Origin of the sequence: Prosthecobacter dejongeii, assembly GCF_014203045.1 — a bacterium.
GTDB classification, from domain to species: domain Bacteria; phylum Verrucomicrobiota; class Verrucomicrobiia; order Verrucomicrobiales; family Verrucomicrobiaceae; genus Prosthecobacter; species Prosthecobacter dejongeii.
Genome location: NZ_JACHIF010000011.1, coordinates 170,879 through 196,295, shown reverse-complemented (window position 1 = coordinate 196,295; position 25,417 = coordinate 170,879). Strand labels below are relative to the sequence as shown.

Here is a 25,417-nt window from a genome sequence, read left to right as displayed (position 1 = left end):
CATGTCCAGCTCACTTTCCTCTCGCCGCCAGTTTTTGACGCAAAGTTCACTCGCGGCTGGAGCAGCCCTGGGCTTCCCGGCCATCGTCAGTTCACGCTCACCCAATGCCAAGGTGAATCTGGCATTCATTGGCGTAGGCGGTCGTGGTGCCGCGAATATTCAAAGCCTCGTCGGCACCTCCCTATACCCGCCGAAACTCAAGGAAGGAGAGGCCGCACCGCCGATCAAAGAACCCTCGGAGAATGTGGTGGCTATCTGCGATGTGAACGGTATGAACCTGGATCGTGCTGCCGAGGCTTTCCCAAAAGCCAAAGCTTTCCGTGATTTTCGGAAGCTGTATGAAGAGTCCAAGGACTTTGACGCCGTAGTCGTCAGCACCACAGAACACACCCATGCTTATGCCACGCTGCCAGCCTTGCTCATGGGCAAGCCTGTCTATTGTGAGAAACCGCTGACCCGCGATGTGGCGGAAGCACGTCTCATCACCGAGGCTGCGGCTAAGGCCGGAGTCGCCACCCAGATGGGAACGCAGATTCATGGTCAGCCTAACTATCGTCGTGTGGTGGAATTGATCCAGAGCGGAGCCATCGGCAGAGTCACCGACGCTCACGTATGCGTTTCTCGTGCCTGGGGACTGCAAAGTAAGGAAGAAGCTGAAGCGAACAAGGACATCGTCTTTGTCACCGAGCGCCCGAAGGAGGGGCAGACACCTCCGCCGTATCTCGATTGGGATCTCTGGCTAGGCCCAGCCCCCTACCGCCCTTATCATGAAGTCTATTTTCCTGGGCCCAAGTGGTATCGCTGGTGGGACTTTGGCAATGGCACCATGTCAGATCTCGGCAGCCATTGGAATGACCTGCCTTTCTGGGCGTTGAACCTGGACGCCCCGCTGAGCGTGGAGGCTTTCGGCCCTGAGCCACATCCAGAGATTGCACCAGCTTCCATGTCGGCCACCTACGAATATGCAGCACGTGGTTCGCGTGCTGCCTGCAAAGTCCACTGGAACCAAGGCAGCGCCAAACCAGAAGTGTGGAAGAACGATCCCTTCATCAGCAAATGGAACAGCGGCGTGCTTTTCGTTGGCGACAAAGGCATGCTGCTTTCTGACTACAATAAACACGTCCTGCTTCCTGAGGCCGACTTCAAGAACTTCCAGCGCCCGGCGCCCTTCATTCCTGACTCTCCAGGGCAGCACACCGAATGGCTGAATGCGATCAAGACTGGCAGCCCAACTGCCAGCCCCTTCAGTTATGCAGGCCCCCTCAGCGAGGCAAATCACCTCGGCAATGTTGCTTTCCGTGCCGGTAGCAAAATTCTCTGGGATGCCAAAGCGATGAAAATCACCAACAATGAAGCCGCGAATCGTTTCCTCAGCCGCACCCCACGTGCCGGATGGAAACTTTAGGATGGTGATTCCACGCTAGATCAATGATGAGTTCTCTTTCAGTCACCTACCCTATGCGTTTTCTTTTTCCCCTTCTTGCCATTTCCTCCTTCTGTCACGCTGAAGACTGGCCCGAATTTCGTGGGCCCACTCACCAGGGGCAGACTTTAACGACGGGCCTTCCCACGGAGTGGAGTCCTTCCGTAAACAAAAATATCCTTTGGAAGGCATCGGTGCCAGGGGTGGGGTGGTCGTCTCCAGTGGTGATGGGTGATCGTGTTTATCTTACTACTGCGGTCACTCAGGGCGGAGTGGAAAAGCCAGATGCAGAGCGCAGCCTGCGGGCTCTCTGCCTCCAGGCTGTAGATGGTAAGGTGGTGTGGGATCAGGAGGTTTTCATCCAACCCAAAGACGCTCCCGCCGTTCATAAAAAGAACAGTCACGCTAGCCCCACGCCTGTCTATGAAGACGGAAAATTGTATGTCCACTTTGGTCACCAGGGCAGCGCCTGCCTGAATGCGGCGGACGGCACTATGGTCTGGAAAACCCAATCCTTTGGCTACAAGCCAGTGCATGGCAATGGGGGCAGCCCTGTTATCGAAGGGGGGCTGTTCATCTTCAATGCCGATGCTGAAACGGATCCTGCTGTGATTGCTCTGGACAAAAAAACGGGCACTCAGGTCTGGAAATTTTCCCGCATCAGCGATGCCAAGAACAAGTTCTCATTTAGCACCCCGCTGGTGATTGAGGTCAATGGACAGCGCCAACTCATCAGTGCGGGTAGTGGGGTGGTGAATGCTTTGGATCCTCTCACGGGCACCGAAATCTGGAAGGCACGTTATGACCAGGGTTATTCCGTCGTGCCGCGTCCCTTGTATGCGAATGGTATGATCTACATTGGTACGGGTTATAATAAACCCCTGGCTCTCGCCATTCGCGTGGATGGCAAAGGTGACGTGACGGATACTCATATCGCCTGGAAGATTGAAAAGTTCGTTCCGCACAATCCTAGCATGGTCATTGTGGGGGATGAGATTTACTTCGTCGCTGATAATGGAGTGCTCACCTGTGCGGATGCTAAAACAGGCACCGTTCATTACCAAGAGCGTTGCACAGGCCCTATCAGTGCCTCCATTCTGCATGCCGATGGTAAGCTCTATCTTCAGGATGAAAAAGGGCTCGGTGTGATTGTCCAGCCCGGCAAAACCTTCCGCATTTTGGCCAAGAATGACCTCGCTGAACGCTCACTGGCTTCTTACGCAGTGATTGAAGATGACTTTCTCATTCGCACCGAGAGCCATCTGTGGCGCATCGGCTCAAAGTGAGAAACTCAGCGCAGAGGCCGCTCTTCCCAGCGGGCCAGTAGCCAGAGTACATCGGCCAGCCGATTCAAGTAGCGCACGACCTCTTGGTTCGGTACTTCTTGATCGGTGCCCAGAAGGTCCACTACGTGCCTCTCCGCACGGCGACAGGCGGTGCGGGCGAGATCCGCATAGGCCCCGCTCATCACTCCGGCTTCACCGGGGAGTGCCCAGCCTTTGAATTGCAGGGCACCACCCGCTTCCAGCTTGGCCACCCATTCATCTAGCCAGAGCACGTGTGTTGCTTCGAAAGGCGGGTGCGTGGCCGCATACTTGGCCTCTAGCCCAGCGGGCGTTGCCAGTTCCCCCATGAGGCTGATCAGCAGGGGCTGCACCTTTTTTACGATCTCCTTCGTCTCAGATTTTAGCGCGGCAATGCGCAGAGGGCCTAAGGCGGCATTGAGCTCATCCACCGCCCCGAGGGCATGGACACGAGGGTGGGACTTGGACGTGCGTTGACCAAAGAGGAGATCGGTCTCCCCCTGGTCGCCTCGGCGGGTGGCAATGGACATGAATGTAATCTACGCCTGGGAGAATCGGGCTGCCTTAATCTTCGTCGTCATCGTCGCGGATTTCACGTCCACCGACGGTCTTTTTCCTCACAGGAGAAATATTCCGGTGGACCCAGACGCTCTGCATCATCCCCACCAGAAAGAGGGTCACGATCATGAAAGTCCCCCCGTAACTGATGAAGGGCATGGGCAGCCCGATCACGGGAAGCATGCAGAGATTCATGCCCGCATTCTGAAATGTGTGGGCAAAGAACATCGTCACCACGCCTACCACCAACAATCGCCCTACCTGATCTCGGGAGTAAAAGGCCATGAAGATCCCCTGGATCAAAAGCAGGGCAATGCCTGTCAGCAGCAGCACCGCTCCTCGAAAGCCAAACTCTTCACAAATCACGCTGAAGATGAAGTCACTGAAAGCCTCAGCTTCAGGGAAGAAATTGCGGTGAATGCTGCGTTGATCTGGCACCTTTTCAGACATGGGGCCTTTGCCTTCAAAGCCTGCTGAAGCCACGGCCGTTTGCACGAAGTTAGGCACCCAACCATCCCCGCGAGTGTCCACTTTTTCCATCTGATTGGTCAGGAGATACCAGGTGGTGTCAATACGCGCTTGCTGGTAAGGCTTCAGCACGAAGAAATAAATCAGAGGGATGACGCATAAAGCCCCCAATACCAAGGTGATGAGGTAACGGAATGGGATGCTGCCCACTAGCATCATCGAAAGGAACACCGGTCCCCAAACCAAGCCCGAGCCCAAGTCCTCCTTGATAACCATGGCGGCTGGAATGCCCGCCAGCAAACCTCCCACAATGATCCGCAACCAGGGACGACGAAAGACTGGCCACATGCGAGGTAGCTCCCCAAACACCACGGCCAGCATCAGAATGCCGGACATGATGGCAAACTGCGAAGGCTGGATGGATTGTCCTGCGATGATGACCCAGTTTTTGTTACCGTTGATCTCGATGCCTTTGAAATGCAGGTAAACGAGGCCTCCGATGCCTGCCAAATACATAGGCCAGCAAGCCCAGCGCACCCACTTATAATCAATCAAACTGGCGGTGAAAAGGAAAGGCACTCCCAGGCCGATCCAGGTCATCTGCTGTTTCCATTTGAGCGCCAGATCCCCAGTCTCACGGAAGTAAGACGCATTGTAAATGGCATACACGCCGAAGGCTAGCAGGCCGAGCATCGTCAGGATCAGAATCCAGTTGATGCCGAGAAACTTTTTAAAAAGGGGTGTCATTGAGGTTGGGGAAGGGGGGGCTATCCGCGAATTAAGCAGGGATAGAGGCCAAAAGTTTGCGAGTGTAGTCGTGCTGCGGGCGCTCACAGAGATCATCGGCAGGCCCACTTTCAACGACTCGGCCACGGTTCATGACAATGATGTCATCACTCATGTGCCTCACCACGGCTAGATCATGAGCGATAAAAAGATAGGTCAGTTTGAACTCATCTTGAAGATCCTTGAGCAGATTCAGCACACTGGCCTGCACACTCACGTCCAAAGCGCTCACCGGCTCATCACAGATCAGAAATTTCGGCTGCACGGCCAAGGCTCGTGCAATGCCAACGCGCTGCCGCTGCCCGCCGCTGAATTCATGCGGGTAACGGTGGAGGGAGTCCTCTGGCAGGCCTACGCGGTGCAGGAGGGCGGCGGAGACATCCCGGCGCTGTTTGGCTGTCATTTCTTTAAAATGAATCGTCAGCGGTTCCGCCAGGATGGACTCAATGGTCATCCGTGGGTTGAGTGAGCCGATGGGGTCTTGGAAAATCATTTGGATCTCCTTGCGCAGCGGGCGAAAATCCGCCTCAGCCATACCAAAGATCTCACGGTCTTTATAATAGGCGCTACCGCCGGTAGGCTGGATGAGTTTCAACAGTGCGCGGGAGACGGTGGACTTACCACTGCCGCTCTCCCCTACGAGGCCCAGGGTTTTACCCTCGTTCACTTCAAAACTCACTCCATCCACCGCTTTCACAACATCACGCTTTCCCAGCCAGCCCGAACGGATCGGGAAATGAACTTGCAGGTTTTCAACGCGGAGGAGGGCCATAAGCCGCCAGTGTATCACACCGCGTCCCCGTGCCAAATGATGGCTGGAGGAAATATGGGCCTGGAATGAGCAAATTTTCGCCAAAGTCTCCAGGCTGAATTTTTCTAGCAACTCACTTCTTGGCCAATCGAGTTGCGGAAAGGTCAAAATTCTGCCCATCCCCCCTCATTATTTCTCTGACGATAAGTCTCTCGGAATTTCGGCTTGCTGAAATGCCTCCCTGAATTACAATCTCGCTTCCTTTCCGGGACAAGGCACTGTTTTTTGGCAAGAGTGGGGTCTTCCCCGCTCTTTTTTGTCTGGATAGGTCACCATTTTTATGATCAGCGAACTAAAAGCACTATTCGATTACTACGAGAAAGAGAAGGGGATTGACCGTCAGAAGATGGTTGAAGCACTTTCTCAGGCTCTTCTCGCTGCCTCGAAGAAGAGCATCGGTCCGGCACGTGAGCTGCGCATTGACATTGATCCTGACAAGGGGACGATCAAGGCGTGGGCCAAGCTGCTCGCCGTCGAAACCGTTTCCAATCCCTGGGAAGAGCTTCCGCTGGCGAAGGCCCGGATGATCAAGAAAGACGCTCAACTCGGTGATGAGATTGACCTCGAAGTCACTCCCAAAAACATGGGTCGTATCGCCGCTCAAACGGCGAAGCAGACCATGCTCCAGCGCCTGCGCATGGCTGAGAAGGAGAATCTTTACGATGAATTTAAGGACCGTACGGGCGATGTCGTCAACGGTACCATTCGTCGTTTCGACAAATCTGACGTCATTGTGGACCTGGGTAAATTTGAGGGCAGTATGCCTTCCAAGGAGCGCGTCTCCACGGAAGACTACACCCCGGGTGACCGCATGCGTTTCTACGTGAAGGCCGTTGAGCGTGAAGGGGCCCGTGGGCCTGAGATCGTCCTCAGCCGCGCTCATGTGAATTTCGTCCGTCGCCTGTTTGAATTTGAAGTTAGCGAAATCGGTGATCGCACCGTGGAGATTGCCAGCATCGCTCGTGAAGCTGGTTATCGCACGAAAGTTGCCGTGCATAGCGGTGATGATAAAGTGGATCCGGTGGGTGCCTGCGTGGGCCTGCGTGGAGCCCGCGTGAAGAACATCGTTCGTGAACTGAACAATGAGAAGGTGGACATCATCCGCTGGAAGTCAGATCCGGCCGAGTTCGTCCGCGAGGCGCTCAAACCGATCAAAGTTCTCTCCATCCAGGTTTCCCCTGACAAAAAGGCTGCTCGCCTCACCGTTAGTGAAGAAGATCTGTCCAAAGCCATTGGCCGCCGTGGTCAAAACGCCCGTCTTACCTCCCGCCTAGTCGGCATGGAGCTGAGCATCGAGCGCGATGAGCACGCCGCTGAAGTCTTTGAAGGTCAATTGGACACTGCTGCCCATGAACTGGAGCGTGCCCTGGGCATCAATCTCGAAACGGCTCGCAAGCTGGCTAATGTCGGTCTGGGAGCGATCGAAACCCTCCAGCAGGAGGATGTCGAATCCATCACGGACGCCCTTGGGGGTGATCAACAGCTCGCCGAACAGGTGTACGCCCTAGTTGCAGCTTACATCCCTAAAGCGTAGCTTATGAGCCACGCTTCCTTCAACTTTTCAAATCCCACACCGACAGCCCGCCCCGCCGTTCGAAAGACCAACGTTTCTCATGCCAAGCCGATCCTCTTCATCCAAACCTGCCAAAGCCACTCCCGACAGCACCGCTGAGGAGAAAGCAACGGCTGAGAGCACGCCCCCCAAGAAAGTGGCGGCCAAAAAAGTGCTCTCATTGATTGAGGAGGACGATAAACCCAAAGCCCGAGCGCCCCGACGTGATGCCACGCCGCTGCCTGCTCTAGGTGCCAAACCAGCCCCAGTGCCTGCGAAACCAGTCGCTAAGGCACCCGAAGCGCCTAAAAAGACGCTCGACGACCACAAGCGCGAAGCGCTGAATCTTTTCGAAGACGATGACAAGCCCAAGGTAAAGCGTCGTCCGCCTGAACAGGCGAAATCCTTGCCACCGATCTCGATGATCCGTGAGCCAGGCCCGGTGCAGGCCATGCCGCCGCCACCCTCGCTGCCCACCCCTGTGGCACCTCCAGCTCCCAAGGTCGAGGAAGCCATCGCCCCTGAATTTGAGCTGACAGAAAAAGGTGAGAAAATCATTCACCTGAAAGCTCCCGTCATTGTCAAAGAGCTGGCTGAGCGGATGGGTCTTCGCCCTTTCAAAATCATTGCGGATCTCATCGCCCTGAAGGTCTTCGTGGCCAATGCAGATAAGGCGATCGACATCGAAGTGGCTGAAAAAGTCTGTGAGAAGCACGGCTTCCACCTGGAACGCGAGAAGCGCGAAAAAGGCGGCGGTGTCCACAAAGTAGAAGAAGTCATCGTCGAGCCCGTGGCTCAGGTGGTTGAAGAGATCGAAGAAGAGAAACTGGAGCTTCGTGCGCCCATCATCACTTTCATGGGGCACGTTGACCATGGTAAGACTTCTCTTCTCGATGCGATCCGTAAGACTCAGGTGGTCCATGGAGAGGCTGGCGGTATCACTCAGCACATCGGTGCTTACAGCGTTTTCCATGATGGCAAGCCCATCACTTTCATTGACACTCCTGGCCACGCCGCCTTCTCTGGCATGCGTGCTCGTGGTGCTCATGTGACGGACATTGTGGTCCTCATCATCGCTGCCGATGACGGTATCATGCCTCAGACGCGCGAAGCCCTGAATCATGCAAAAGCTGCCGATGTGACCATCATGGTCGCTATCAACAAGTGCGACCTGCCTGCCGCCGACGTCATGCGTGTGAAAGGCCAGCTTCAAGAGATCGGGCTCGCACCCGTTGACTGGGGTGGCGAGACCGAGTGCATGGAAGTCTCTGCCAAGTCTGGTTTGGGCATTGATAGTCTCCTGGAAACCATGGCCCTTCAGGCGGAAGTTTTGGAACTCAAAGCCGATCCGAAAGCCCCCGCTCGCGCCACCGTCATCGAATCTTCGATGGTCGAGGGCAAAGGCCCTGTGGCCACGGTCATCGTCCGTCAGGGTACCCTGAAAGTGGGGCAGCCCTTCATTTGTGGACCTCATTGGGGTAAGTCCCGTGCGCTCATCAATGACCGCGGCCAGCCGATCAAGGAAGTGCGTCCCGGTATGCCGGTCGAACTCGTCGGCTTCAGCGACATGCCTCACGTGGGTGATGAAGTCGTGGTGATGGATAGCGAACGCTCCGTCAAGAAACTCAGCATCGAGCGCCTGGAAGAAATGCGCCAGAAGAAGCTCACGGTCACCCGTCGCTCCACTCTGGAATCTCTCTTCAATAGCATTGATGAAGGCAACAAGAAGACCCTCAAGATCGTCCTCAAAGCGGACGTGCAGGGTTCTGTGGAAGCCATCGTCAAGTGCCTGGGTGAAATCACCAGCGACAAGATCAATCAAAAGATCCTTCATTCCGATGTGGGGCCGATCACTGAGTCTGATGTGCTCCTCGCTTCGGGTTCAGACGCCGTCATCATTGGGTTTAACACGAAGGTCGAGAACAAGGCCCTCAGTGTGGCCAAGCGTGAAGGCGTTCAGATCAAACTTTACTCTATCATCTACGAACTCATTGATCAGGTGAAGGAATCCATGACTGGAATGCTTGACCCGCTCACCCGTGAGAAGGTCCTGGGTCATGCCAAGGTCAAACAGGTGTTCAAGGTCAACCGTGGTTACGTCGGTGGTTCCATCGTCACAGATGGCCGCATTGATCGTAAGCAGCGTGCTCGCGTCTTGCGCAATGGCCAGGCCGTGTATGACGGTGGTTTCGAAACGCTGCGTCGTTTCCACGACGAAGTTTCAGAAGTCCGCAACGGCCTCGAGTGCGGCATCAAACTCAGCGGCTTCAGCGATTACGAAGAGAACGACGTCATTGAGTGTTACGAGCTCGAGAAGTTTGCCCAGACTCTCTAACCTTATGGTTCAGCCCACCAGAGCACCGCTTTTTCGGTGCGCTGGTAGGTTGATCATTCCAATCAAAGATCCCCATGTCCCAACGAGTCCAACGCGTCAGCGAATTGGTAAAACGCGAGCTTAGCATGGTGCTGGAGCGCCATTATCGCATGGATAATGCCATCCTGACCGTGCATGAAGTGCGGGCCACTCCCGACCTGAAGCAATGTTTTGCCTATGTAGGCATCATCAGCACCGCTGGGAATGAGGAAAGCATCATCGAAAAGCTCAACAAACAGCGTGGTGCCATCCAGCGAGAAGTACACAAACGCATCGTCATGAAAAACTCCCCGCAGATCTTCTTCCGTTTGGATAAATCTGTCGAGCGTGGGGTGAAGATTCTCAACGCCATTGATAATCTGCCTCCTCCTGCTGATCCTCTCCCTGAAGGTGAGGAGGAGCCTGAGATGAAGTAGCAAAACGCTGAAACGACACTGGGACGAAGCTAGCCCATCCTCGTGGCTCTTTTTTGTTCCAGTTCTTCTGGTGTAAGGATGTGTCGAAACGTGAGGCTGAGCCGACTGTCATCTGTTTCGGTTTTTTTGATCGCATGAGTCCAGAACTCCTGAGTCGCCTGGGTCATGTAGAATAACGAACCGTTTGGCAGCGGATAACTGACCGTGTGAGTTAGATCGGTCTTGCTGCGAAACGTCAGGCTACGTTCTGCCCCCAGCGAAAGAATCGCGACACCGGTGCCTTCTGCAAGATTGTGGGTGGCGTCTGAATGAAAACCCATCGAGGAGCGTCCCGTTTCATAGTAATTGATCAGACAATTGGTTGGGCGGAAGCCAAGGTTTTTGACCAGTCGCTCACAAATGGGCACGAGAAGTGGATGCATTGGCACGACCTGATAATCCACCCCTGAATCATCATAAGTTTGTCCGTAGCACGCAGTCTTGCGGGCTTTCATTCGTTCATCCCAAACGATGCTCTTCAGCAAGGCCTCGTAAAGTGCCGAAGCCTCCGTGTTGCTGAGATAGGAAGGAATGAGCTCGGCTTCCGGTGAGTACATTTTGCGTGTGCAGGGTTTCCAAAGGCTACTTCTGACCATAATAGGCACCCGGCCCGTGCTTGCGCAGGTGGTGCTTGTCCAGGATGTGAGAAGGGATGGGGGCCAGAGTGGGATTCATGGCCAGGGATTGCAGGGCCATGTGGGCGCACATTTCCAGGGCGATGCTGTTGTTGAGTGAATCCATCGCATTTTTACCAAAGGTGAATGGGGCGTGGTGTCGTTGCAGCACCGCAGGCATCTCAAGCGGACTGAGCTTCAGTTCACGCAGGCGCTCGACGATGGCCACCCCTGTGTAGTGTTCGTAATCGGCATTCACTTCTTCAGGTGACAGGGCACGGACGAGGGGGACGGTGCCATAAAAGTGGTCTGCGTGAGTCGTTCCATAACAAGGAAGTTCACGGCCTGCCTGAGAAAAGACAGTGGCATGCAGGCTGTGGGTATGGGTCACGCCGCCAATTTCTGGAAACTCGCGATACAGATGCAGATGCGTTTTGGTATCCGAAGAAGGACGCAGCTTGCCCTCGACGATGTTGCCTTCCAGATCCATGACCACGATGTCTTCCGGCATGAGGGCTCCGTAGTCCACGCCACTGGGTTTGATGGCCCAAAGGCCGGATGCGCGATCAATACCCGAAACATTTCCCCAAGTCAGTTTCACCAGACCACTGGGCTCAAGGGCACGGTTGGCTGCGCAGACTTGGGATTTGAGATCGGAAAGAGTCATGAGGTAGCGATGTTGCGATGGGCGAAGCCGTTTTTCAAGGGCACGGATCTGCGTTTGGCAAGGACGAACTTCATCTCGACGCTTTGGGTGTCCCGTGCTACGCATGCAGCCCGCTGGCTCTGCTGGCGGCCGTTTCCCTACCCACATGGCTGAAGCCCCCTTTTCGAAGAATCCATCTCAGATGACTGATGCTGAGATCGCGCAGTTGAAGATGCCTTACGGCCGCATCCTGCAATACCTCAAACCTTGGATGGGCCGATTCATCGTCGGCATTTTGATCGGCGTCGTTGCGGCCGCGTTCAATGGCGTCATGATCATGGGGTTCCAGGTGATTTTTCAACTGGTCCTTGATGGGCAAGGTAAAACGCTGGGACAGCCACTGGACCTCCCCTTTCTTGGAAACGTGAATGTGGCTGACATGTTAGGTGTGGCTACTGATACCCCTGTGGGATTGACGGGAGTCATCATCGCTTGTGCGTGCATCCCTATTTTGATGTTTTTAAATGGGTTCCTAGAGTACTTGAATAAGTACTGCCTGGCCTGGGTGGGTAACAAAATGTTGTTTCATATTCGAAGTGATGTTTTTCGCAGCATTCTTCGCCAGTCGCCGGCTTTCTTTAGCCATGCCAAGGCGGGGGAGCTCATGCAGACTGTCTTCAACCAATCGCGTGTCGCACAGACCAATGCCGTGCAGTTGGTGCAGTTGCTCACGAATCGTCCCCTCACCATCATCACTATTCTTTTTGTGTTGTTCGCTAAGGATTGGTTCTTCACCCTCATGTCACTGATCATTTTCCCGCTCTGTTTGGCTCCGATCATTGCCATCGGGAGGAAGGTGCGTAAGGCTGGCTCACGAGAGGAGAAGGAGGTGGGAACGATGATGACCACTATGCATGAATCCTTCACGGGCATTCGACTGGTGAAAGGTTATGCCCGCGAGGAATACGAGGTGCAGCGGTTCGACCATGCTAATGCCGAGATGTGCAAGAACATGCTGCGCTGGACACGAGCCATGGAATTGATCGGCCCGATTGTGGAGTCAGTGGCCTCCATCGGCATCGCTGCTGGATTGGTGTATTTTTGGGTGCAGCAACGTGGGGCAGGGGACTTGATCGTCCTCGTCATGTCGCTCACGCGGATTTACCCGCCGGCGAAAGAGCTCAGCAAGGTGAACTTGCTGATGCAAAAGACCGTCTTTGCCGTGAATAAAGTGGTGCACTTGCTGGATCGTCCGGCGGATATTCAAGATGCGCCGGGTGCTCCTTCATTACCGCGCATCAAAGGGGCTGTGACTTTTGAAAATGTGGCTTTCACTTATGGAAAGATGGATGGGACCAAGCTGGATAAAGCCGCCATCACTCACGTGAATCTCGACCTAGCTCCAGGTAAGTTTTATGCTCTCGTCGGGCCCAGCGGTGCGGGAAAAAGCACCCTCTTTTCGCTGCTGCTTCGTTTTTACGATCCCGATTCTGGGCGGGTGCTATTGGATGGTGCGGATATTCGCGCCGTCACTCAAGACAGCGTGCGTGGAAACATCGGCCTCGTCAGTCAAGACACCTTTCTCTTCCACGATACCATCCGTGAAAACATCCGTTACGGCCGCCTGGATGCGACTGAGGAAGAGATCGTCGCGGCTGCCAAAAAAGCCCACGCGCATGATTTCATTCTGGCTCAGCAAGGTGGCTATGATGCTGTGGTGGGAGACTCTGGGTGCAATCTCTCCGGTGGTCAAAAGCAGCGTCTTTCCATCGCCCGGGCCATTTTGCGGAATGCGCCGATTCTGCTCCTGGATGAGGCCACCAGTGCGCTAGATACGGAGACAGAAAAAATCATCCAAGAAGCCATCCATGTCCTCTCGGAAGGGAAAACCGTCATCGCCATTGCCCACCGCTTATCCACCATCATGCAGGCGGATCAAATCGTGGTCATGAAAGACGGCCAAGTGGCTGATGTGGGGAACCATGAAGAACTTTTGAAGACGAGTGAGCTCTATCAAAAGCTCTACTCTCTGCAGTTCCACGAGTAATCGTCGTCCAACCGATCCCTGCCGGTGTTTCAACGGCAGGGCAGCAGAGGTGCAATTACGGTGCTTTAATCTCTGGATTCACCTTTTGCAGGGCTATCCACAGGGCAGGGTCTTGCGGGTGACCGTTGAATAAAACCTGCCCTCCAGGAGCGATGAGAATCATGCGGGGAATGCTTTCGATCTCGAGCAACTTGGTAAAAGGGCGTTCAGCAGGCTCAATGAGCCAAGGGAAGGTGATGTCTTGTTCTTCCCTGACTTTAGCCGTTACGGCGGGGGCATTTTGGTCATCCTTATTCATCCCCGCCACCACGATGCCGTGTTTGGAAAGAAGGTCTGCCTTCTTTTTCAGTTCTGGCATGAGCTGCATGCAGGGGCCGCACCAAGAGGCCCAGAAATCCAGTAGGAGGGCTTTTTTGTCGCCCAGTTGGTCCGCCAGGGTGGTGGCCTCACCATCGTGGGTATTGACGACGAGGTTTAGGTCCACTTTCATGTTGGCCATCTTGGCTTCCATCCGCTGTTTTTCGATGACTTGCGTGAAGAGTTGGGCCTGTCCAGGATTCAACCAAACCGCCTCTAGAATATTTGTTTTAAAGGCATCGTTGTCCTTTTGGCTCTGGGCGATGAGGGCCTTAGTGTAAGAGATGAAGGAACGAATTTCCCCCGCCGACTTGAAGCCCGAGGACTGGGCCGCATCAAAATTGGAGGCCAAAACTTCCAGTTCAGGCAGCATCTTTTCCAGCCATGAGGCATCTTGATTCCGCAAACCCCAGACGAGGCGAGCTTCAATGATTTGCTGGCGGGCGATGCCTGCCATGCCTGCTTTTTTAGCGGCCTCTTCAAATTGCGCCTTGCTAGCCTGGGGATCAAACAGGCGCTGCATCATCTCCTGGGGACTGGATGCCGCCTCTTGAGCAGACAGTGGGGCACAGAGGAGGGCGATGAAAAAAAGAGGGCGCAGGGGTTTCATGGACAGGAGAGATTACGTCAGTTAGGTGCAAATATGTCGAGCCGGTTTTCGCTTCCTTTCTTTCTCGTGGGTCCCACTGCCAGCGGGAAGTCGGCCCTGGCTGTGACCCTCGCAGAAAAAGTCGGTGGGGAGATCGTCAACGCTGACGCCTTCCAGCTCTATCAAGGCATGGACCTCATCACGGCAAAACCTAGCCTGGAAGAGATGCGGCGTGTGCCTCATCATCTTTACGGCGTGGTGCCTTTGATGCAGAGCTGCGATGCCCAGCGTTATCGCGACTTGGCCTTGCCTGTGATTGCGGATATCTTGGCGCGTGATCGGCTGCCCATCTTGGTCGGCGGCTCCGGATTGTATATCAAGTCCCTCTCTCATGGGCTGGCCCCACTCCCCCAGCCAGATCCAGAGGTCCGAGCGCGGGTCGCAGAGATGTCCGCTCAGGAGGCTCGGGAGTTGCTTTTGAAATTGGATCCGCAGGCAGTTGAAAACGTTCCTTTGGCCAATCCTCGTTATGTCAGCCGCGCTCTGGAGATCTGCCTACAGACTGGGCTGCCTCAGTCCACCCTGCGCCAGACTTTTAGCCAGAGCGAGCCCGCTGGCTGTGGTGGCGTGCTGGTTTGGGAACGCGAGGCACTGTATTCACGCATCAATGCCCGTGTGCATTCCATGCTGGCTGCGGGACTGCTGGCCGAAGTGGCTGCATTGCCCGCCCTGGGACTGACGGCTGCCAAGGCGATCGGCCTGCGCGAAATGCAGGCGTACCAGCGCGGAGAGATGAGTCTGGAGGCGGCGCTGGACGCCATGCAGCAGGCTACACGCCGTTATGCCAAGCGCCAGGTCACGTGGTTCCGCCGTGAGACGTGGCTGCAAACGATTTGCCTGGATGCAGAGTCCACGGCAGAGTCATTGGCCAACTCCATCCTCACGTCTTTCCCATGCCTGAAGTCACTGCCACCATCCAGTCTGTCGCCGTTAACCTAGGCTCGCGTAGTTACACGGTGCAGGTGGGCAGGGGATTGCTAGAGAGCATCGGCCAAGAGGTGGCGGCTCGTTTACCAGAGAAGAAAAGCTGTGCAGTCATCACCGACTCCAATGTGGCCCCACTGTATTCAGAAATCGTGCTGCAAAGTCTCCGCGCGGCTGGCAAGGTGGCACACCTGATCACCGTCCCTGCGGGAGAGGCGAGCAAGTCACTGATGAGTGCCCAGACTGTTTGTGGGGAAATGGTGCGCGCCGGGCTGGACCGAAAAAGTTTTGTCATCGCCCTTGGCGGTGGCGTCATCGGGGATCTGGGCGGCTTTTGCGCTAGCATCTTCCAGCGTGGCATTCCTTATGTGCAGGTGCCGACCACGGTGCTGAGTCAGGTGGACAGTAGTGTGGGGGGGAAGACGGGGGTCAATCTCCCCGACGCGAAGAACATGGTGGGGGCGTTTCACCAGCCGGTGCATGTGATCGCAGACGTCGCGACGCTGGACTCCTTGCATAAGCGGGAATGGAATGAAGGTTTTGCAGAGATCATCAAGCACGCCTGCATTCGCGATGCCGCCATGCTGGATCTCATCGAAGCTGTGGCAAAGGGGACTGGCGATGTGGCAGAATTAATTCGTCAAAATATTGCCATCAAGGCCGCCATCGTCGAGGCCGATGAATTTGAAACCAAGGGGCTCCGCGCCTTGCTGAATTTCGGCCATACCTTAGGTCATGCCATTGAGGCCGCTGCTGGTTACGGCACCCTCCTTCATGGGGAGGCGATCTCTCTTGGCCTAAGGGCTGCAGGCTGGCTCTCAGTGAAAAAAGCGGGGCTACCTCAGAGTGACTGTGACCGCATGATCTCCCTCCTTCATCAGTTTGATCTGCCCACTCGCCTACCCGCAGGTTTTGATACACAGGAGCTGTTGCGTATCACCCGCATGGATAAAAAATTTGAGACAGGCAAGATTCGTTTCGTTTTACTGCCCAAGATGGGAGATGCCCTGGTGAGCAGTGACGTGACGGAACAGGATCTGATGGATGCTCTGGATGAAGTTCGGCGTTGAGTGATCAGTCGAGCGGACTCACCCACTCGGCCTGACCTAGCCTTCATGCCCGTTGTTTAGCCCGCGTTTTGCGCACGGTCTTAGAGAAGTGGGGGCGGGAGCGCAGTCTCGCCGTCGTCAGAGCTTGCTGCAAAAAGCTGTTTTTTTTTACAGCGTCATTCAGCTTTTGCTCCAACTCACTGAGCCTGTCTTCCGCTTGAGCAGGCTCTTCTGGGGTGACATCCGGTGCAGGTGGAATGTCGGCTTGTTTTTCGATTTCAGGTGGCGGTGCATCCGTGAAAGTAAGAGCTTCAGTTTCGGGCTCTTCGAAAGGGGCATCGGGGCTACCACCTCCTAGATCAGGCAACGGGCAGACGGGCGAATTTGTGACTGGCAGGCCTCCATCATTGTCGCTTGGTGGGCGTGGATTTCCCAGCAAAGATTCTAGATGCAGGATGCGGGCCTTGGCAGAGGGCAGCTCAATGCACATGTCTTTGGCCAAGGCGAGGGCTGTCTGCAGCTCATATTCCCGGCGTGTGGATTGGGCCAGAAGGTCGTTAAAGCGCTTTTCTTCCACTCCCAACTGATCGCTGGCCATGTGGCGAAAGAGATCAAACTGACGCTGCATTTCGGTGCGCCAGGCATTGGATTCTTGACGGACTGTCATGAGGTCCTTCTGCTGTAGAACGATCTGTTTTTCTAAAACGTCTTTGTTTTTCACAAGACGCTCTTCTTCGCGTCGGACGAGCCAGAGGCGAACCAAGGCCGCGACGAAAATAGCCGCCATAAAAGAGATGGCGAGGATGTAGATTTGTTTCTCGGGAAGGCTTAACATCAAGGGCGGATGCAAGCAGGTGGCAAACCAAGAGGCAAGACTTCAATCAGTAAAGCTCAATAATTTCTGTTAAAAGGCTGTCATCCAATGGAAATCAGAGGCTTCTTGTTGTCTTACGTGGCAATGGGTGGAAAACTAAAAGGGGCGGGCTTCGTTAACCTGTGAATTGGAGTTCAACTTGCACGGTGTTACGCGCTTCCTTACAATTTTACTATGTCAATGGAAACGGCGTTGACTGGGCTAGGCTGTGCATTTAGCATATTTAATAATCAAAATTGACTCTCAATTTTTAACTATTTATGGCCAAACTGGTAATCATTGACGACGAGGCAGCTATCCTGGAGCTGATGAGCAAGCTCTGCCGTGCCGCAGGTCATACCGTTTTCGGCTGTACCACTGGGATTGATGGCATGGCTGCGATTCGTAGCCAGCAGCCTGATTTAGTCATCGTAGATTTAAGGATTGGCGACGTCAATGGCTTGGATCTGGTAAGCATGTGCAAGGACCAGTTTCCAAATACGGCTGTCATCATGGTCACGGGCCATGGGACCGTCGAAACGGCCGTCGAGGCCATGCGTTTGGGGGCTTTTGACTACCTCACTAAACCTTTCGACTTGGGAGACCTGATTAAAACGGTTAACCAGGCGTTGAATCGGAATAATCCAACAGCCAATACTTCCAACCCCATTCTGGGGACCTCAGCTACAGTACGAAGTGCTGCCTCCTCAAAATTGATCGGCCATAGCGATGCGATCCAACGCATTTTTGAGATCGTGCGCCGTGTGGCCGATAATGACAGCCCCGTACTCCTAGAGGGGGAATTTGGCGTAGGAAAACACATGGTCGCACGTGCTTTGCATGAGGCTAGCCGCCGCAGTGGATCTCCTTTCAAAGAACTCCAGTGCAGTGCCATGCCTGAAGATGCTCTTGAGGCTGAACTTTTCGGCCATACCAATGGCCAGGGCGGTATCTTCAGTCGCGCCAGTGGTGGGACAGTTCACTTAGCCGAAGTGCATGTCCTGCCAGCCCGTATCCAGGCGCAACTGAATACCTTCTTGGATGAGATGCAGGCCCGCCGCAGTGCATGGAGCAACAGCAATGGCTCTGACTTTCGCCTGGTGGTCAGCACGACCATTTGCCTGGAGGAAGCTTCCAAAAAAGGCACGTTTCGTGAGGATCTCTATTACAAGCTCTCGGTGGTCCCATTGAAGATCCCACCTCTGCGTGAGCGGTGTGAAGACATCAAGCCTCTGGTGGACCACTTTCTCAAAGAACTCACAGATCGCACCGATTCTCGTGCCAAGAGCATGGATGCATATGCTCTAGAGTTTTTGGAGAAATACCCTTGGCCAGGGAATATTTCTGAGCTGCGCAATGCCGTGGAGCGTGCCTGCGCGTTTGCTGAAAATGACCGCATCCGCCCGGCTGATCTTCCTGCCAAAGTCACTCAACAGATCGAGGTCCCGACGACTTCGGTATCGGGGGGTACTACCCAGTTGCCGATCGGGTCCACTCTGGATGATTTCATTCGTGGGCAGGAGCGTCTCTTCATTCAGGAAACACTGAAGTATAACAACGGCTCACGTGAAAAAACGGCCTCCATGCTCGGCGTCAGCATCGCGACGCTTTATCGTAAAATGGGCCTGAATGTGGACCGCAAGACGACGGCGTAATAAGGCCAGATACGAAGGGATGTTCGAATCTTCACGGCTACTAGCCGCATGAGACCTTTCTGGAAACCTGCGCAGCCGTTGTCTTTCGTCACTGACATTTGAATGAAAGCCCTGCCCACAGGGTCTATGATGCATCTCATGAAACGTCGTCTTTTTCTCGCTTCCCTAGCTCTGATCACCACCGCATCTGCTCAGGACAAGCCTACCCCCAGTGCTGAAGAAATCTTGGGGCTCGTCCGCCGCAGTTACGCCATGCAGGATCACCGCATGACCGGGAAACTGCGGGATGATGACACAGGGAAAGAAGAGCCATTGGAGCTGACACTCACGAAATCGGTCATGCGTTTCCGTTTTGCCAGTGAACCGCCAGAGATCATTCATCTGGACCTCACGACCAATCCCGCCACCCTTTGGCAGGTAAAACCAGGGGGCAGCAGTCAGGTGCCATTGAAAAACGGAGCGGATGCAGTGCGGGGCATGGACTTCAATTATGAGGATCTATCTCAGCGCTTCCTTTATTGGAAAGACGTGAAGTTGCTGGATGCCAATGCCCGCCTCACCACTGCTCGTATCAAATGCTGGCTGGTGCGCGTGACGGCCCCAGATACTAGCGGCCCGTATTACACTGTGGATCTCTGGGTCCACCAGGATAGCGGTGGTGTGGCGAAGATGGAAGCCTACAACAAAGGCGGCAAACTGGTGAAGCGTTTTGAAGTTTCCAAAGTCTGGAAAGTCGGTGATGCCACGGCTCTACGTGAGATGCGTGTGCAGTCCTTCAATCCGCTCAATGGAGATCGCAAGGGCATGACTTACATGACCATGGATAAGCCAGAGAAGCAGTAGGGCTCTCGAATCACTCGGTTATTCATTCTCGCTGTTCTTTTCGCAAAAGAACTTGGCAGGACTGCGCTGCACGCTATTTCAGGCCGTCCGCGTGCCTGATCCGTTTCCTTTCCCCCAGCTTTGGTCTCAAGTGCGCCGCAAGTCCTGGATGTGGCTTTTTAAGCGGCACCAGATTGAGGCGGCGACGAAATGGGTGCGGTTTCATGCCAAGGTGAATGCCGTGGCGCTCATCAGTGCCCAGGAACTTGAAATGGCAGGCACGGTGGGGCGCAGCGATCTCACGCATGAAGAAGCCCGTGTGCGCCTGCGCCTGGCTGCCAATGGCGATCTTCATCTCACGACAGAGTGTAGCTGCCACGCAGGCTCCCTTTGTGAACACGCTGCGGCTTTGATGCTGCTGTGTGAAGGTGAGGCGGGGCGGCAGCACATTGAGAAAATCGCCCGGCCAGGTGCTAGCACAGTTGGAGAAAAAGCCCCTGGTGGAACCGCAAGTGGGGCCGACGATGCCGTCCAGATAGACAATGAAAAACCGCGCCCTTTTCTGCGACTCAGGCGCGTCACAGTGGCGCGGCCTCAGATTAAGATCGGGCGTAGCCAGCTTAGTCATGCACAGATCAGCATTGGCGTGGCCGAACTTTCAGTTAGGTATGACGGCTGCGCGGAAAGTTTCCCTTTGCCAGGCCGGTCGTCTGGCGCGCGCTGGCAGGGGGAGGATGGTCGGACTCGGGCGCTGACACGGAATGCCAAAATGGAGCGCCTGCTGCTGACGGACCTCGTTCGTTCACGTTTGATGCCGGTCATGCAAGCCATCCCTGATGCCAGTGCGGAGGAGCCTCTGACGGCGCTGTTTACCATGAGTGACAGGGACCAGTCTCTCCATTGGTCTGAATTTTTGAGAGATGATGTTCCTGTGCTGAGAGCGGAGGGCTGGGAGGTGGAGGTGCCGGAAGATTTTGGTTTCAGCATTCATGAGGCCGAAGATGATGCCTGGTTTACGGATGTGGAAGATGTGACGGGTAGCCGGGATAGTTTCGCTCTGGATCTTGGGGTGAATGTCCAGGGGGAGCGCATCTCTCTTGTGCCCTTGCTGGTGGATTGCATTGATCGCGGGCTGACGACGGCGGAGCTGGAGGCGAATTTGGATGAGCAGTATCTCATTGCCCTCCCTGGACCTGGAAATCCGGTCTTGGCCGTGCCTGCCCGGCGTCTGCTGGTGCTCTTGCGTTTTTTGGATGAATTGCTGGCCTCACGTGTGGCTCGCAAAGGCGGGAAACTCCAATTAGACAAACTGCGGGCTGCCCAGCTAGCCAGCCTGGAGGGGTTGCCTATTCGAGTGCCTGCCGAGTTGGCTGCTTTGAAGGATCGTCTTCAAGGCTTCACGGAGATGTCTCAGGTATCTTTGCCTGTGGGCTTGCGGGCTTCCCTGCGGCCCTACCAGCATGAGGGGCTCAGTTGGCTACAGTTCCTGCGTGAGTTTGGCCTGCATGGGGTGCTGGCGGACGACATGGGCCTGGGCAAGACTTTGCAGACGCTTTCTCACCTGCTTTTGGAAAAGGAATCTGGCCGTATGGATCGTCCCTGCCTCATTTTGGCACCGACTTCCGTTTTGCGAAATTGGGCACGGGAAGCGGCAAAGTTTGTCCCAGATTTACGGGTGCTGTTGCTTCATGGAGATGAGCGTCACAGTGATTTTCGCCGCATCGGCAAGTATGATTTAGTCATCACTTCGTATCCTTTGTTAGTCCGGGATGCCGATATTTTGCGGACGGTCGAATGGCATGTCGTCGCCTTGGACGAAGCTCAACATATCAAGAACCCCAAGAGTAAAATGGCTCAAGTTTGTGGCACCCTGAAAAGCCGCCATCGTCTTTGCCTCACCGGCACGCCCATCGAGAATCACCTGGGGGAGCTGTGGAGTCTCTTTCAGTTTCTCATGCCAGGCATTTTGGGGGATGCCGATTCGTTCCGGAGTTATTACCGCAACCCCATCGAAAAAGACGGCGATGCCGAACGCCAAAAGCAATTGGCAGCCCGTCTCCAGCCCCTACTCCTGCGCCGAACCAAAAGTGCGGTGGCGAAAGATCTGCCCCCGAAGACGGAAATTCTGCACACCATTGAGTTAGGCAAGGCGCAGACAGACCTTTATGAAACCATCCGCGCAGCCATGGATCAGCGGGTGAAGGAGGCCATCAGTGCCCAGGGGCTGGACCGCAGCCAAATCATCGTCCTGGATGCCTTATTAAAACTCCGTCAGGTCTGCTGCCACCCGCAGCTCCTGAAGATGGAGGCTGCCCAAAAGATGGCAGAGTCTGCCAAGACCGCTTACCTTATGGAGGACCTCTTGCCGGAGCTCATTGATGAAGGGCATCGGGTTCTCATTTTCTCCCAGTTCACCCGGATGCTGGCCATCATTGAGGAACAACTGAAAGCGGCACGCATTGCCTTTGTGAAACTCACGGGGGATACCCAAGACCGGGAGACCCCTATCCGCCGTTTTCAAGCAGGGGAGGTGCCTGTCTTTCTCATCAGCCTCAAGGCCGGCGGTGCAGGGCTGAATCTCACGACTGCAGATACCGTCATTCACTATGACCCCTGGTGGAATCCAGCGGCGGAGGCCCAGGCGAGTGACCGTGCACATCGCATTGGTCAGACGAAGCCTGTTTTCATTCATAAGCTCATTTGCCAAGACACCATCGAGGAACGCATCGTGGAAATGCAAAAGACCAAGGCTGCTTTAATCGAAGGACTGCTGACTGGGCGTGCGGATAAACTGCGTCTCACCCAGGATGATATTCAGCGCCTGCTGGAGGCTTAAAATTCAGCTCAAGTTTTTTGCTGGTCGTTTTCACGCTCATTGGTTAAAAAGAACGCAATGATCGAAATCGAAGTTTACGCCCGTGGGCTCCGTGCTGAGTCCAGACTGCTGGAATTGAGAGGCCAGATGGACCTGTTTCCCAAAATCCGTTACAAGGTGGATGCTCACCATGAGCTGGTGTACTTCGAACTGGATGATCCTGAATCTGCGAGCCTCAAAGAACTGATGGAGGTCTTTACCAACATCGGTCTAGAGCCTCGCTTAGTCGGGCAGGTGCCCGAGACTCTGAGGTAACCTTGAAGGCATTTTCACCCTAACAGGGTGGAGGATAGAGCGAGCTTTTGAGGTATTCCTCAAAAGCTCGATACAGCAGGCCTTGGAAGGCGAGCCCCCTTGACTTTACCTCCTCAAACCAGGTGCGGGTGTGATTGCCTTGGGTGTATTACTGCGGCGGAACATGCGGGAGAAAAATCCCTGCTTTTGTTGAGCCTCGGTCTCGATGATTTCGGCCTCTTTGGCGTCACTGATCCGTGGTGCCTGAATATCCACATTTTCGGGGAACCTTTCAGCAGCATCGGCTCCGACTTGGGTGCGATAATCTTCGCGTAAGGATGTATTGCGCAGAGAGTTGTTATCCGTCACAACCTGAGGCTGGATGAAGATGATGAGTTCGTTGCGAGAGTTGCTATCCTTGTTCTCTTTGAAGAGATTTCCCACACCTGGGATGCGGCTGAGAAAGGGCACGCCCTCCGTGTCTTTTTTGTTTTGTTCGGAAATGAGACCACCAAGGACGATGGTGTTGCCATCAGGTACCGTGACCGTTGTGATGATCTGCTCCGTGCCAATGATAGGGATGTTGTTGGGTTCCACACGCTGAGTGCCAATGACGGTGTCGTTGACCTGGGCAATGGTCAGAGTGACTTCGCCGTCTTCATTGATCAAAGGAACGACCTCCAGCTTTAGTACCACATCGCGGTATTCCACATTGGTGGTGATGATGCCATTGTTGTTTCCATTGGCATTGGTGGTGGATTCACCGGGCACTGGGATGAGCTGGCCGGAGGTGATGGAGGCCTTCTTATTATTCAGGGCAAAAATACTGGGGCGAGAGAGGACCTTAAACCGATTGGTGGTCTCCAAGGCCGTGACAAAGACCTCCAGGCTGTCGCCGATGGCTCCATAAAGATTGAGGCCCTTAGCGGGACCAAATGCATTGGTGATGGCGTTGTTGCGCACATCACCCACGGCCCTTGTCAGCGCAGTACCATTGAGGATGTCTTCACGGCTGAAGATGCCACCGGCGCTGAAATTCGTGCCATCCTTGTTGTTAAGCGCACTGAGGTAGTCAACGCCGAACTCAAAACCATCCCCCAGCGTGAGCTGGCCGATGACGGTGGAAAGGTAAACTTGGGAGGGCTTGCGGTCCAGCTTGTCCAGCAGGCCATTGACCTTATCAATCGCTTCCTTGCGGCCCATGACGAGGATCGAATTTGCCATCGGATCGGCTACGACACGTGTTTTACCCACGAGCACGGAGATGGGGGCATTGTCTTCGGTGGGCGCCTGAATGAGATCTGCACGAGAAGCTCCGGCGGAGGAGGCCGTGGCTGTATCGTCTGAAGTGCTGCCGCTGGTGGCGAGAACTTGGCCTCCACGAGTGCCGGTGGTGGTGCGACCTGTCAGGAGCTGGCTACTGCTGCTGGCCAGCGGCTGCGTGCGCTGCTGCTGGATGGTGCCGCCGCCTGGAAGCTGGACGGTTCCTCCCGTGTTGGTGTCTTGGAGGAGATCGGTAATGGCGCTGAGGACATCCACTGCAGCGGCATACTTCAGTTTGCGCTCGTACGGTTCATCTACCACCAGCGGTTTGTCGAATTCGGCGATCAAGCTGGCGATGTACGTGTAGTCTTCAGGAGAGGAGACGACGAGGATTTGGTTCAGTCGCGTGTCTGCCACCACCTGGGCGCTTGGCATGGGTGTCTTAGCCCCACCCTGAACAACTTGGCCGTTGATGATGACGGGTGGCTGTGAGCGATTATTATTGTTGTTATTATTGTCCTGCCGCTCTTCACGATTACGGCCATCGCTGGCGGCATTGCCGCGGATGGTGTTGACGCCTTTGGTTTCTTTTTCTTGAGCTTGAGCGGTGAGGGTAGCCTGAATGATCTGGGCGATGGTGGCAGCCTCGGCATATTCCACAGGAATGAATTTGGTGACCAGGGAAGAACCTGTATCGCCTATGTCTATGGCCTCTTGGATGCTAATGAGTTGCTTAATGACAGTGCTACTTTCGGTTAGGAGGAGGCCTGGTGGTGTGAGCACGGGAGTGATGCGGCCATAGACACTGAGGCCCACGTGGCCAGAGAGCATGGTGGCAGCCTCTTCGGGATCCAGATACGCCAACTTCATGAAGTAGGTGATGATGGTCTCTCCTTCGGGTAGATCCTTGGCTGAGGTGTAAAAGCGCACCCCGTGAGAAAACTGCACGGCATTGGCGCTCTGATTACGCGCGGGGAGGATACGGGCACTCTTACCATCGGGCTCCATGACGATGGCATAACCATTGGTGAGGAGCGTGGCCTCGATGAGTTTGACGGCTTCTTCCTTGGTCACAGCTCTTGGGGTGGCCAGGCTGACGGGAGCCCCCTCATTGAAGATGTTCGTGTCTTTCACCAGGGTAATGTTGGTCAGCAACTCATAGATGCTGAGCATGTCCGCGACGGGATTGTTTGGGAATTGCAGAACGTATCTGTCACCTTCCATGCGGATGGTCTGAGCGAGGGTGCTCTGAATGTTTTCACCGCCAGGGCCTCCTGCTCCTGGAGCACTGCCAAAGCCCGGACCGCCTTCGCCAGTCCGGCGGCGCCCACCAAAACCTGGGCCGAAACGTCCTCCGCCAGGACCAAAGCCACCTTCTCCTGGGGTGCCTGGAGGTCGCGCACCGTCAGGCGGTGGTGCGGGTGTGTCCGCTCCTGTGGGTGGGGTGGCGGGCGCAGGGGCACCTATGGGTGTTGAGGGGGGCGTAGGCGCTGCTTCCTGGGCGCTGAGGGGGCCAGTGATGAGCAGCAGCGCGCTCAGGGAGCTAAGGGAGTGGGGACGGAGCCGGGAGAAAAACATGAAAAAAAGGGTGTGGCTGGGAAAATGAAGAAACGGCGGCGTGGCTGATGAAGATCTAAGGCGTGAGGGAAGGGGATGTGGAGCGTAGATGGATCGAGCAACTATTGTTCGATGCATTTG

The 25,417-nt window shown here is 55.0% G+C and carries 20 protein-coding genes; 12 read left to right on the top strand and 8 right to left on the bottom strand.

The window, feature by feature from the left end:
- The first annotated feature begins 1 nt into the window (after position 1).
- Entirely contained in the window at positions 2-1,405 is a 1,404-nt protein-coding gene (locus HNQ64_RS21275) for a Gfo/Idh/MocA family protein (protein WP_184212571.1), read from the top strand.
- A 53-nt stretch (positions 1,406-1,458) separates the two neighbouring features.
- Complete coding sequence (locus HNQ64_RS21270; RefSeq protein WP_184212569.1) at positions 1,459-2,709, top strand: PQQ-binding-like beta-propeller repeat protein; 1,251 nt, start codon at positions 1,459-1,461, stop codon at positions 2,707-2,709.
- A gap of 5 nt (positions 2,710-2,714) precedes the next feature.
- Here HNQ64_RS21270 and HNQ64_RS21265 read toward each other — a convergent pair whose 3' ends face one another.
- The 3 genes from HNQ64_RS21265 to HNQ64_RS21255 are packed head-to-tail and all read right to left on the bottom strand — an operon-like array spanning position 2,715 to position 5,311.
- Entirely contained in the window at positions 2,715-3,257 is a 543-nt protein-coding gene (locus HNQ64_RS21265) for a cob(I)yrinic acid a,c-diamide adenosyltransferase (RefSeq protein ID WP_184212567.1), read from the bottom strand.
- Positions 3,258-3,291: 34 nt separating this feature from the next.
- Positions 3,292-4,500, bottom strand: a complete 1,209-nt coding sequence (locus HNQ64_RS21260) for an FtsW/RodA/SpoVE family cell cycle protein (protein WP_184212565.1) — start codon at positions 4,498-4,500, stop codon at positions 3,292-3,294.
- A 31-nt stretch (positions 4,501-4,531) separates the two neighbouring features.
- The gene (locus HNQ64_RS21255; protein ID WP_184212563.1) at positions 4,532-5,311 is read right to left on the bottom strand and encodes an ABC transporter ATP-binding protein; all 780 of its coding nucleotides are present in this window, start codon (positions 5,309-5,311) and stop codon (positions 4,532-4,534) included.
- Between the two features lie 319 nt (positions 5,312-5,630).
- Between HNQ64_RS21255 and nusA the strand changes: the two genes are divergently transcribed.
- From nusA to rbfA, 3 genes are all read left to right on the top strand, one after another.
- The gene (nusA, locus tag HNQ64_RS21250; protein ID WP_184212561.1) at positions 5,631-6,884 is read left to right on the top strand and encodes a transcription termination factor NusA; all 1,254 of its coding nucleotides are present in this window, start codon (positions 5,631-5,633) and stop codon (positions 6,882-6,884) included.
- A gap of 79 nt (positions 6,885-6,963) precedes the next feature.
- Positions 6,964-9,237 (top strand): translation initiation factor IF-2, encoded by a 2,274-nt coding sequence (infB, locus tag HNQ64_RS21245; RefSeq protein WP_184212559.1) that lies wholly within the window; start codon positions 6,964-6,966, stop codon positions 9,235-9,237.
- 74 nt (positions 9,238-9,311) lie between these two features.
- Positions 9,312-9,692, top strand: coding sequence for a 30S ribosome-binding factor RbfA (gene rbfA, locus HNQ64_RS21240; protein WP_184212557.1), 381 nt, complete (start codon positions 9,312-9,314; stop codon positions 9,690-9,692).
- A gap of 29 nt (positions 9,693-9,721) precedes the next feature.
- Here rbfA and HNQ64_RS21235 read toward each other — a convergent pair whose 3' ends face one another.
- Positions 9,722-10,288 carry an alpha-ketoglutarate-dependent dioxygenase AlkB gene (locus tag HNQ64_RS21235; RefSeq protein WP_184212555.1) on the bottom strand — a complete coding sequence of 189 codons (567 nt, stop codon included), beginning with the start codon at positions 10,286-10,288 and terminating at the stop codon, positions 9,722-9,724.
- Positions 10,289-10,313: 25 nt separating this feature from the next.
- Positions 10,314-11,012 (bottom strand): L-ribulose-5-phosphate 4-epimerase AraD, encoded by a 699-nt coding sequence (gene araD / locus HNQ64_RS21230; RefSeq protein WP_184212553.1) that lies wholly within the window; start codon positions 11,010-11,012, stop codon positions 10,314-10,316.
- 145 nt (positions 11,013-11,157) lie between these two features.
- On the opposite strand from araD, the gene HNQ64_RS21225 reads away from it, so the two are divergent.
- A complete protein-coding gene (locus HNQ64_RS21225) occupies positions 11,158-13,038 on the top strand; it encodes an ABC transporter ATP-binding protein (RefSeq protein WP_184212545.1) in 1,881 nt (626 codons plus the stop codon).
- A gap of 55 nt (positions 13,039-13,093) precedes the next feature.
- On the opposite strand, the gene HNQ64_RS21220 is transcribed toward HNQ64_RS21225, so the two are convergent.
- A complete protein-coding gene (locus HNQ64_RS21220) occupies positions 13,094-14,005 on the bottom strand; it encodes a TlpA family protein disulfide reductase (protein ID WP_184212543.1) in 912 nt (303 codons plus the stop codon).
- A gap of 66 nt (positions 14,006-14,071) precedes the next feature.
- Here HNQ64_RS21220 and miaA point away from each other — a divergent pair, with 66 nt between their 5' ends.
- Both miaA and aroB read left to right on the top strand, forming a co-directional pair.
- A complete protein-coding gene (gene miaA / locus HNQ64_RS21215) occupies positions 14,072-14,983 on the top strand; it encodes a tRNA (adenosine(37)-N6)-dimethylallyltransferase MiaA (RefSeq protein ID WP_184212541.1) in 912 nt (303 codons plus the stop codon).
- Complete coding sequence (gene aroB / locus HNQ64_RS21210; RefSeq protein ID WP_184212539.1) at positions 14,938-16,038, top strand: 3-dehydroquinate synthase; 1,101 nt, start codon at positions 14,938-14,940, stop codon at positions 16,036-16,038. The genes miaA and aroB overlap by 46 nt, the downstream gene beginning before the upstream one ends.
- 43 nt (positions 16,039-16,081) lie before the next feature.
- Here aroB and HNQ64_RS21205 read toward each other — a convergent pair whose 3' ends face one another.
- On the bottom strand, positions 16,082-16,852 hold the full coding sequence (locus HNQ64_RS21205; RefSeq protein WP_184212537.1) for a hypothetical protein: 771 nt from the start codon (positions 16,850-16,852) through the stop codon (positions 16,082-16,084).
- A gap of 299 nt (positions 16,853-17,151) precedes the next feature.
- On the opposite strand from HNQ64_RS21205, the gene HNQ64_RS21200 reads away from it, so the two are divergent.
- The 4 genes from HNQ64_RS21200 to HNQ64_RS21185 all read left to right on the top strand — a co-directional run bounded on the left by HNQ64_RS21200 (position 17,152) and on the right by HNQ64_RS21185 (position 22,477).
- Positions 17,152-18,525 (top strand): sigma-54-dependent transcriptional regulator, encoded by a 1,374-nt coding sequence (locus HNQ64_RS21200; RefSeq protein WP_184212535.1) that lies wholly within the window; start codon positions 17,152-17,154, stop codon positions 18,523-18,525.
- Between the two features lie 138 nt (positions 18,526-18,663).
- Positions 18,664-19,368 carry an outer membrane lipoprotein-sorting protein gene (locus HNQ64_RS21195; RefSeq protein WP_184212533.1) on the top strand — a complete coding sequence of 235 codons (705 nt, stop codon included), beginning with the start codon at positions 18,664-18,666 and terminating at the stop codon, positions 19,366-19,368.
- A gap of 91 nt (positions 19,369-19,459) precedes the next feature.
- A complete protein-coding gene (locus tag HNQ64_RS24405) occupies positions 19,460-22,183 on the top strand; it encodes an SNF2-related protein (RefSeq protein WP_184212531.1) in 2,724 nt (907 codons plus the stop codon).
- Between the two features lie 57 nt (positions 22,184-22,240).
- Positions 22,241-22,477 (top strand): hypothetical protein, encoded by a 237-nt coding sequence (locus HNQ64_RS21185; RefSeq protein WP_184212529.1) that lies wholly within the window; start codon positions 22,241-22,243, stop codon positions 22,475-22,477.
- Positions 22,478-22,582: 105 nt separating this feature from the next.
- Here HNQ64_RS21185 and HNQ64_RS21180 read toward each other — a convergent pair whose 3' ends face one another.
- Positions 22,583-25,297 carry a secretin N-terminal domain-containing protein gene (locus tag HNQ64_RS21180; RefSeq protein WP_184212527.1) on the bottom strand — a complete coding sequence of 905 codons (2,715 nt, stop codon included), beginning with the start codon at positions 25,295-25,297 and terminating at the stop codon, positions 22,583-22,585.
- Between the last annotated feature and the right edge of the window lie 120 nt (positions 25,298-25,417).

Coding starts and splice junctions, on each gene's coding strand:
- HNQ64_RS21225 (WP_184212545.1), top strand. CDS start 11,158: ATGGCTGAAGCCCCCTTTTCGAAGAATCCATCTCAGATGACTGATGCT.
- HNQ64_RS21195 (WP_184212533.1), top strand. CDS start 18,664: ATGAAACGTCGTCTTTTTCTCGCTTCCCTAGCTCTGATCACCACCGCA.
- infB (WP_184212559.1), top strand. CDS start 6,964: ATGCCAAGCCGATCCTCTTCATCCAAACCTGCCAAAGCCACTCCCGAC.
- HNQ64_RS21205 (WP_184212537.1), bottom strand. CDS start 16,852: ATGTTAAGCCTTCCCGAGAAACAAATCTACATCCTCGCCATCTCTTTT.
- aroB (WP_184212539.1), top strand. CDS start 14,938: ATGCCTGAAGTCACTGCCACCATCCAGTCTGTCGCCGTTAACCTAGGC.
- HNQ64_RS21255 (WP_184212563.1), bottom strand. CDS start 5,311: ATGGCCCTCCTCCGCGTTGAAAACCTGCAAGTTCATTTCCCGATCCGT.
- HNQ64_RS21265 (WP_184212567.1), bottom strand. CDS start 3,257: ATGTCCATTGCCACCCGCCGAGGCGACCAGGGGGAGACCGATCTCCTC.
- HNQ64_RS21260 (WP_184212565.1), bottom strand. CDS start 4,500: ATGACACCCCTTTTTAAAAAGTTTCTCGGCATCAACTGGATTCTGATC.
- HNQ64_RS21220 (WP_184212543.1), bottom strand. CDS start 14,005: ATGAAACCCCTGCGCCCTCTTTTTTTCATCGCCCTCCTCTGTGCCCCA.
- araD (WP_184212553.1), bottom strand. CDS start 11,012: ATGACTCTTTCCGATCTCAAATCCCAAGTCTGCGCAGCCAACCGTGCC.
- HNQ64_RS21235 (WP_184212555.1), bottom strand. CDS start 10,288: ATGTACTCACCGGAAGCCGAGCTCATTCCTTCCTATCTCAGCAACACG.
- rbfA (WP_184212557.1), top strand. CDS start 9,312: ATGTCCCAACGAGTCCAACGCGTCAGCGAATTGGTAAAACGCGAGCTT.
- nusA (WP_184212561.1), top strand. CDS start 5,631: ATGATCAGCGAACTAAAAGCACTATTCGATTACTACGAGAAAGAGAAG.
- HNQ64_RS21200 (WP_184212535.1), top strand. CDS start 17,152: ATGGCCAAACTGGTAATCATTGACGACGAGGCAGCTATCCTGGAGCTG.
- HNQ64_RS21180 (WP_184212527.1), bottom strand. CDS start 25,297: ATGTTTTTCTCCCGGCTCCGTCCCCACTCCCTTAGCTCCCTGAGCGCG.
- HNQ64_RS21270 (WP_184212569.1), top strand. CDS start 1,459: ATGCGTTTTCTTTTTCCCCTTCTTGCCATTTCCTCCTTCTGTCACGCT.
- HNQ64_RS21275 (WP_184212571.1), top strand. CDS start 2: ATGTCCAGCTCACTTTCCTCTCGCCGCCAGTTTTTGACGCAAAGTTCA.
- HNQ64_RS21185 (WP_184212529.1), top strand. CDS start 22,241: ATGATCGAAATCGAAGTTTACGCCCGTGGGCTCCGTGCTGAGTCCAGA.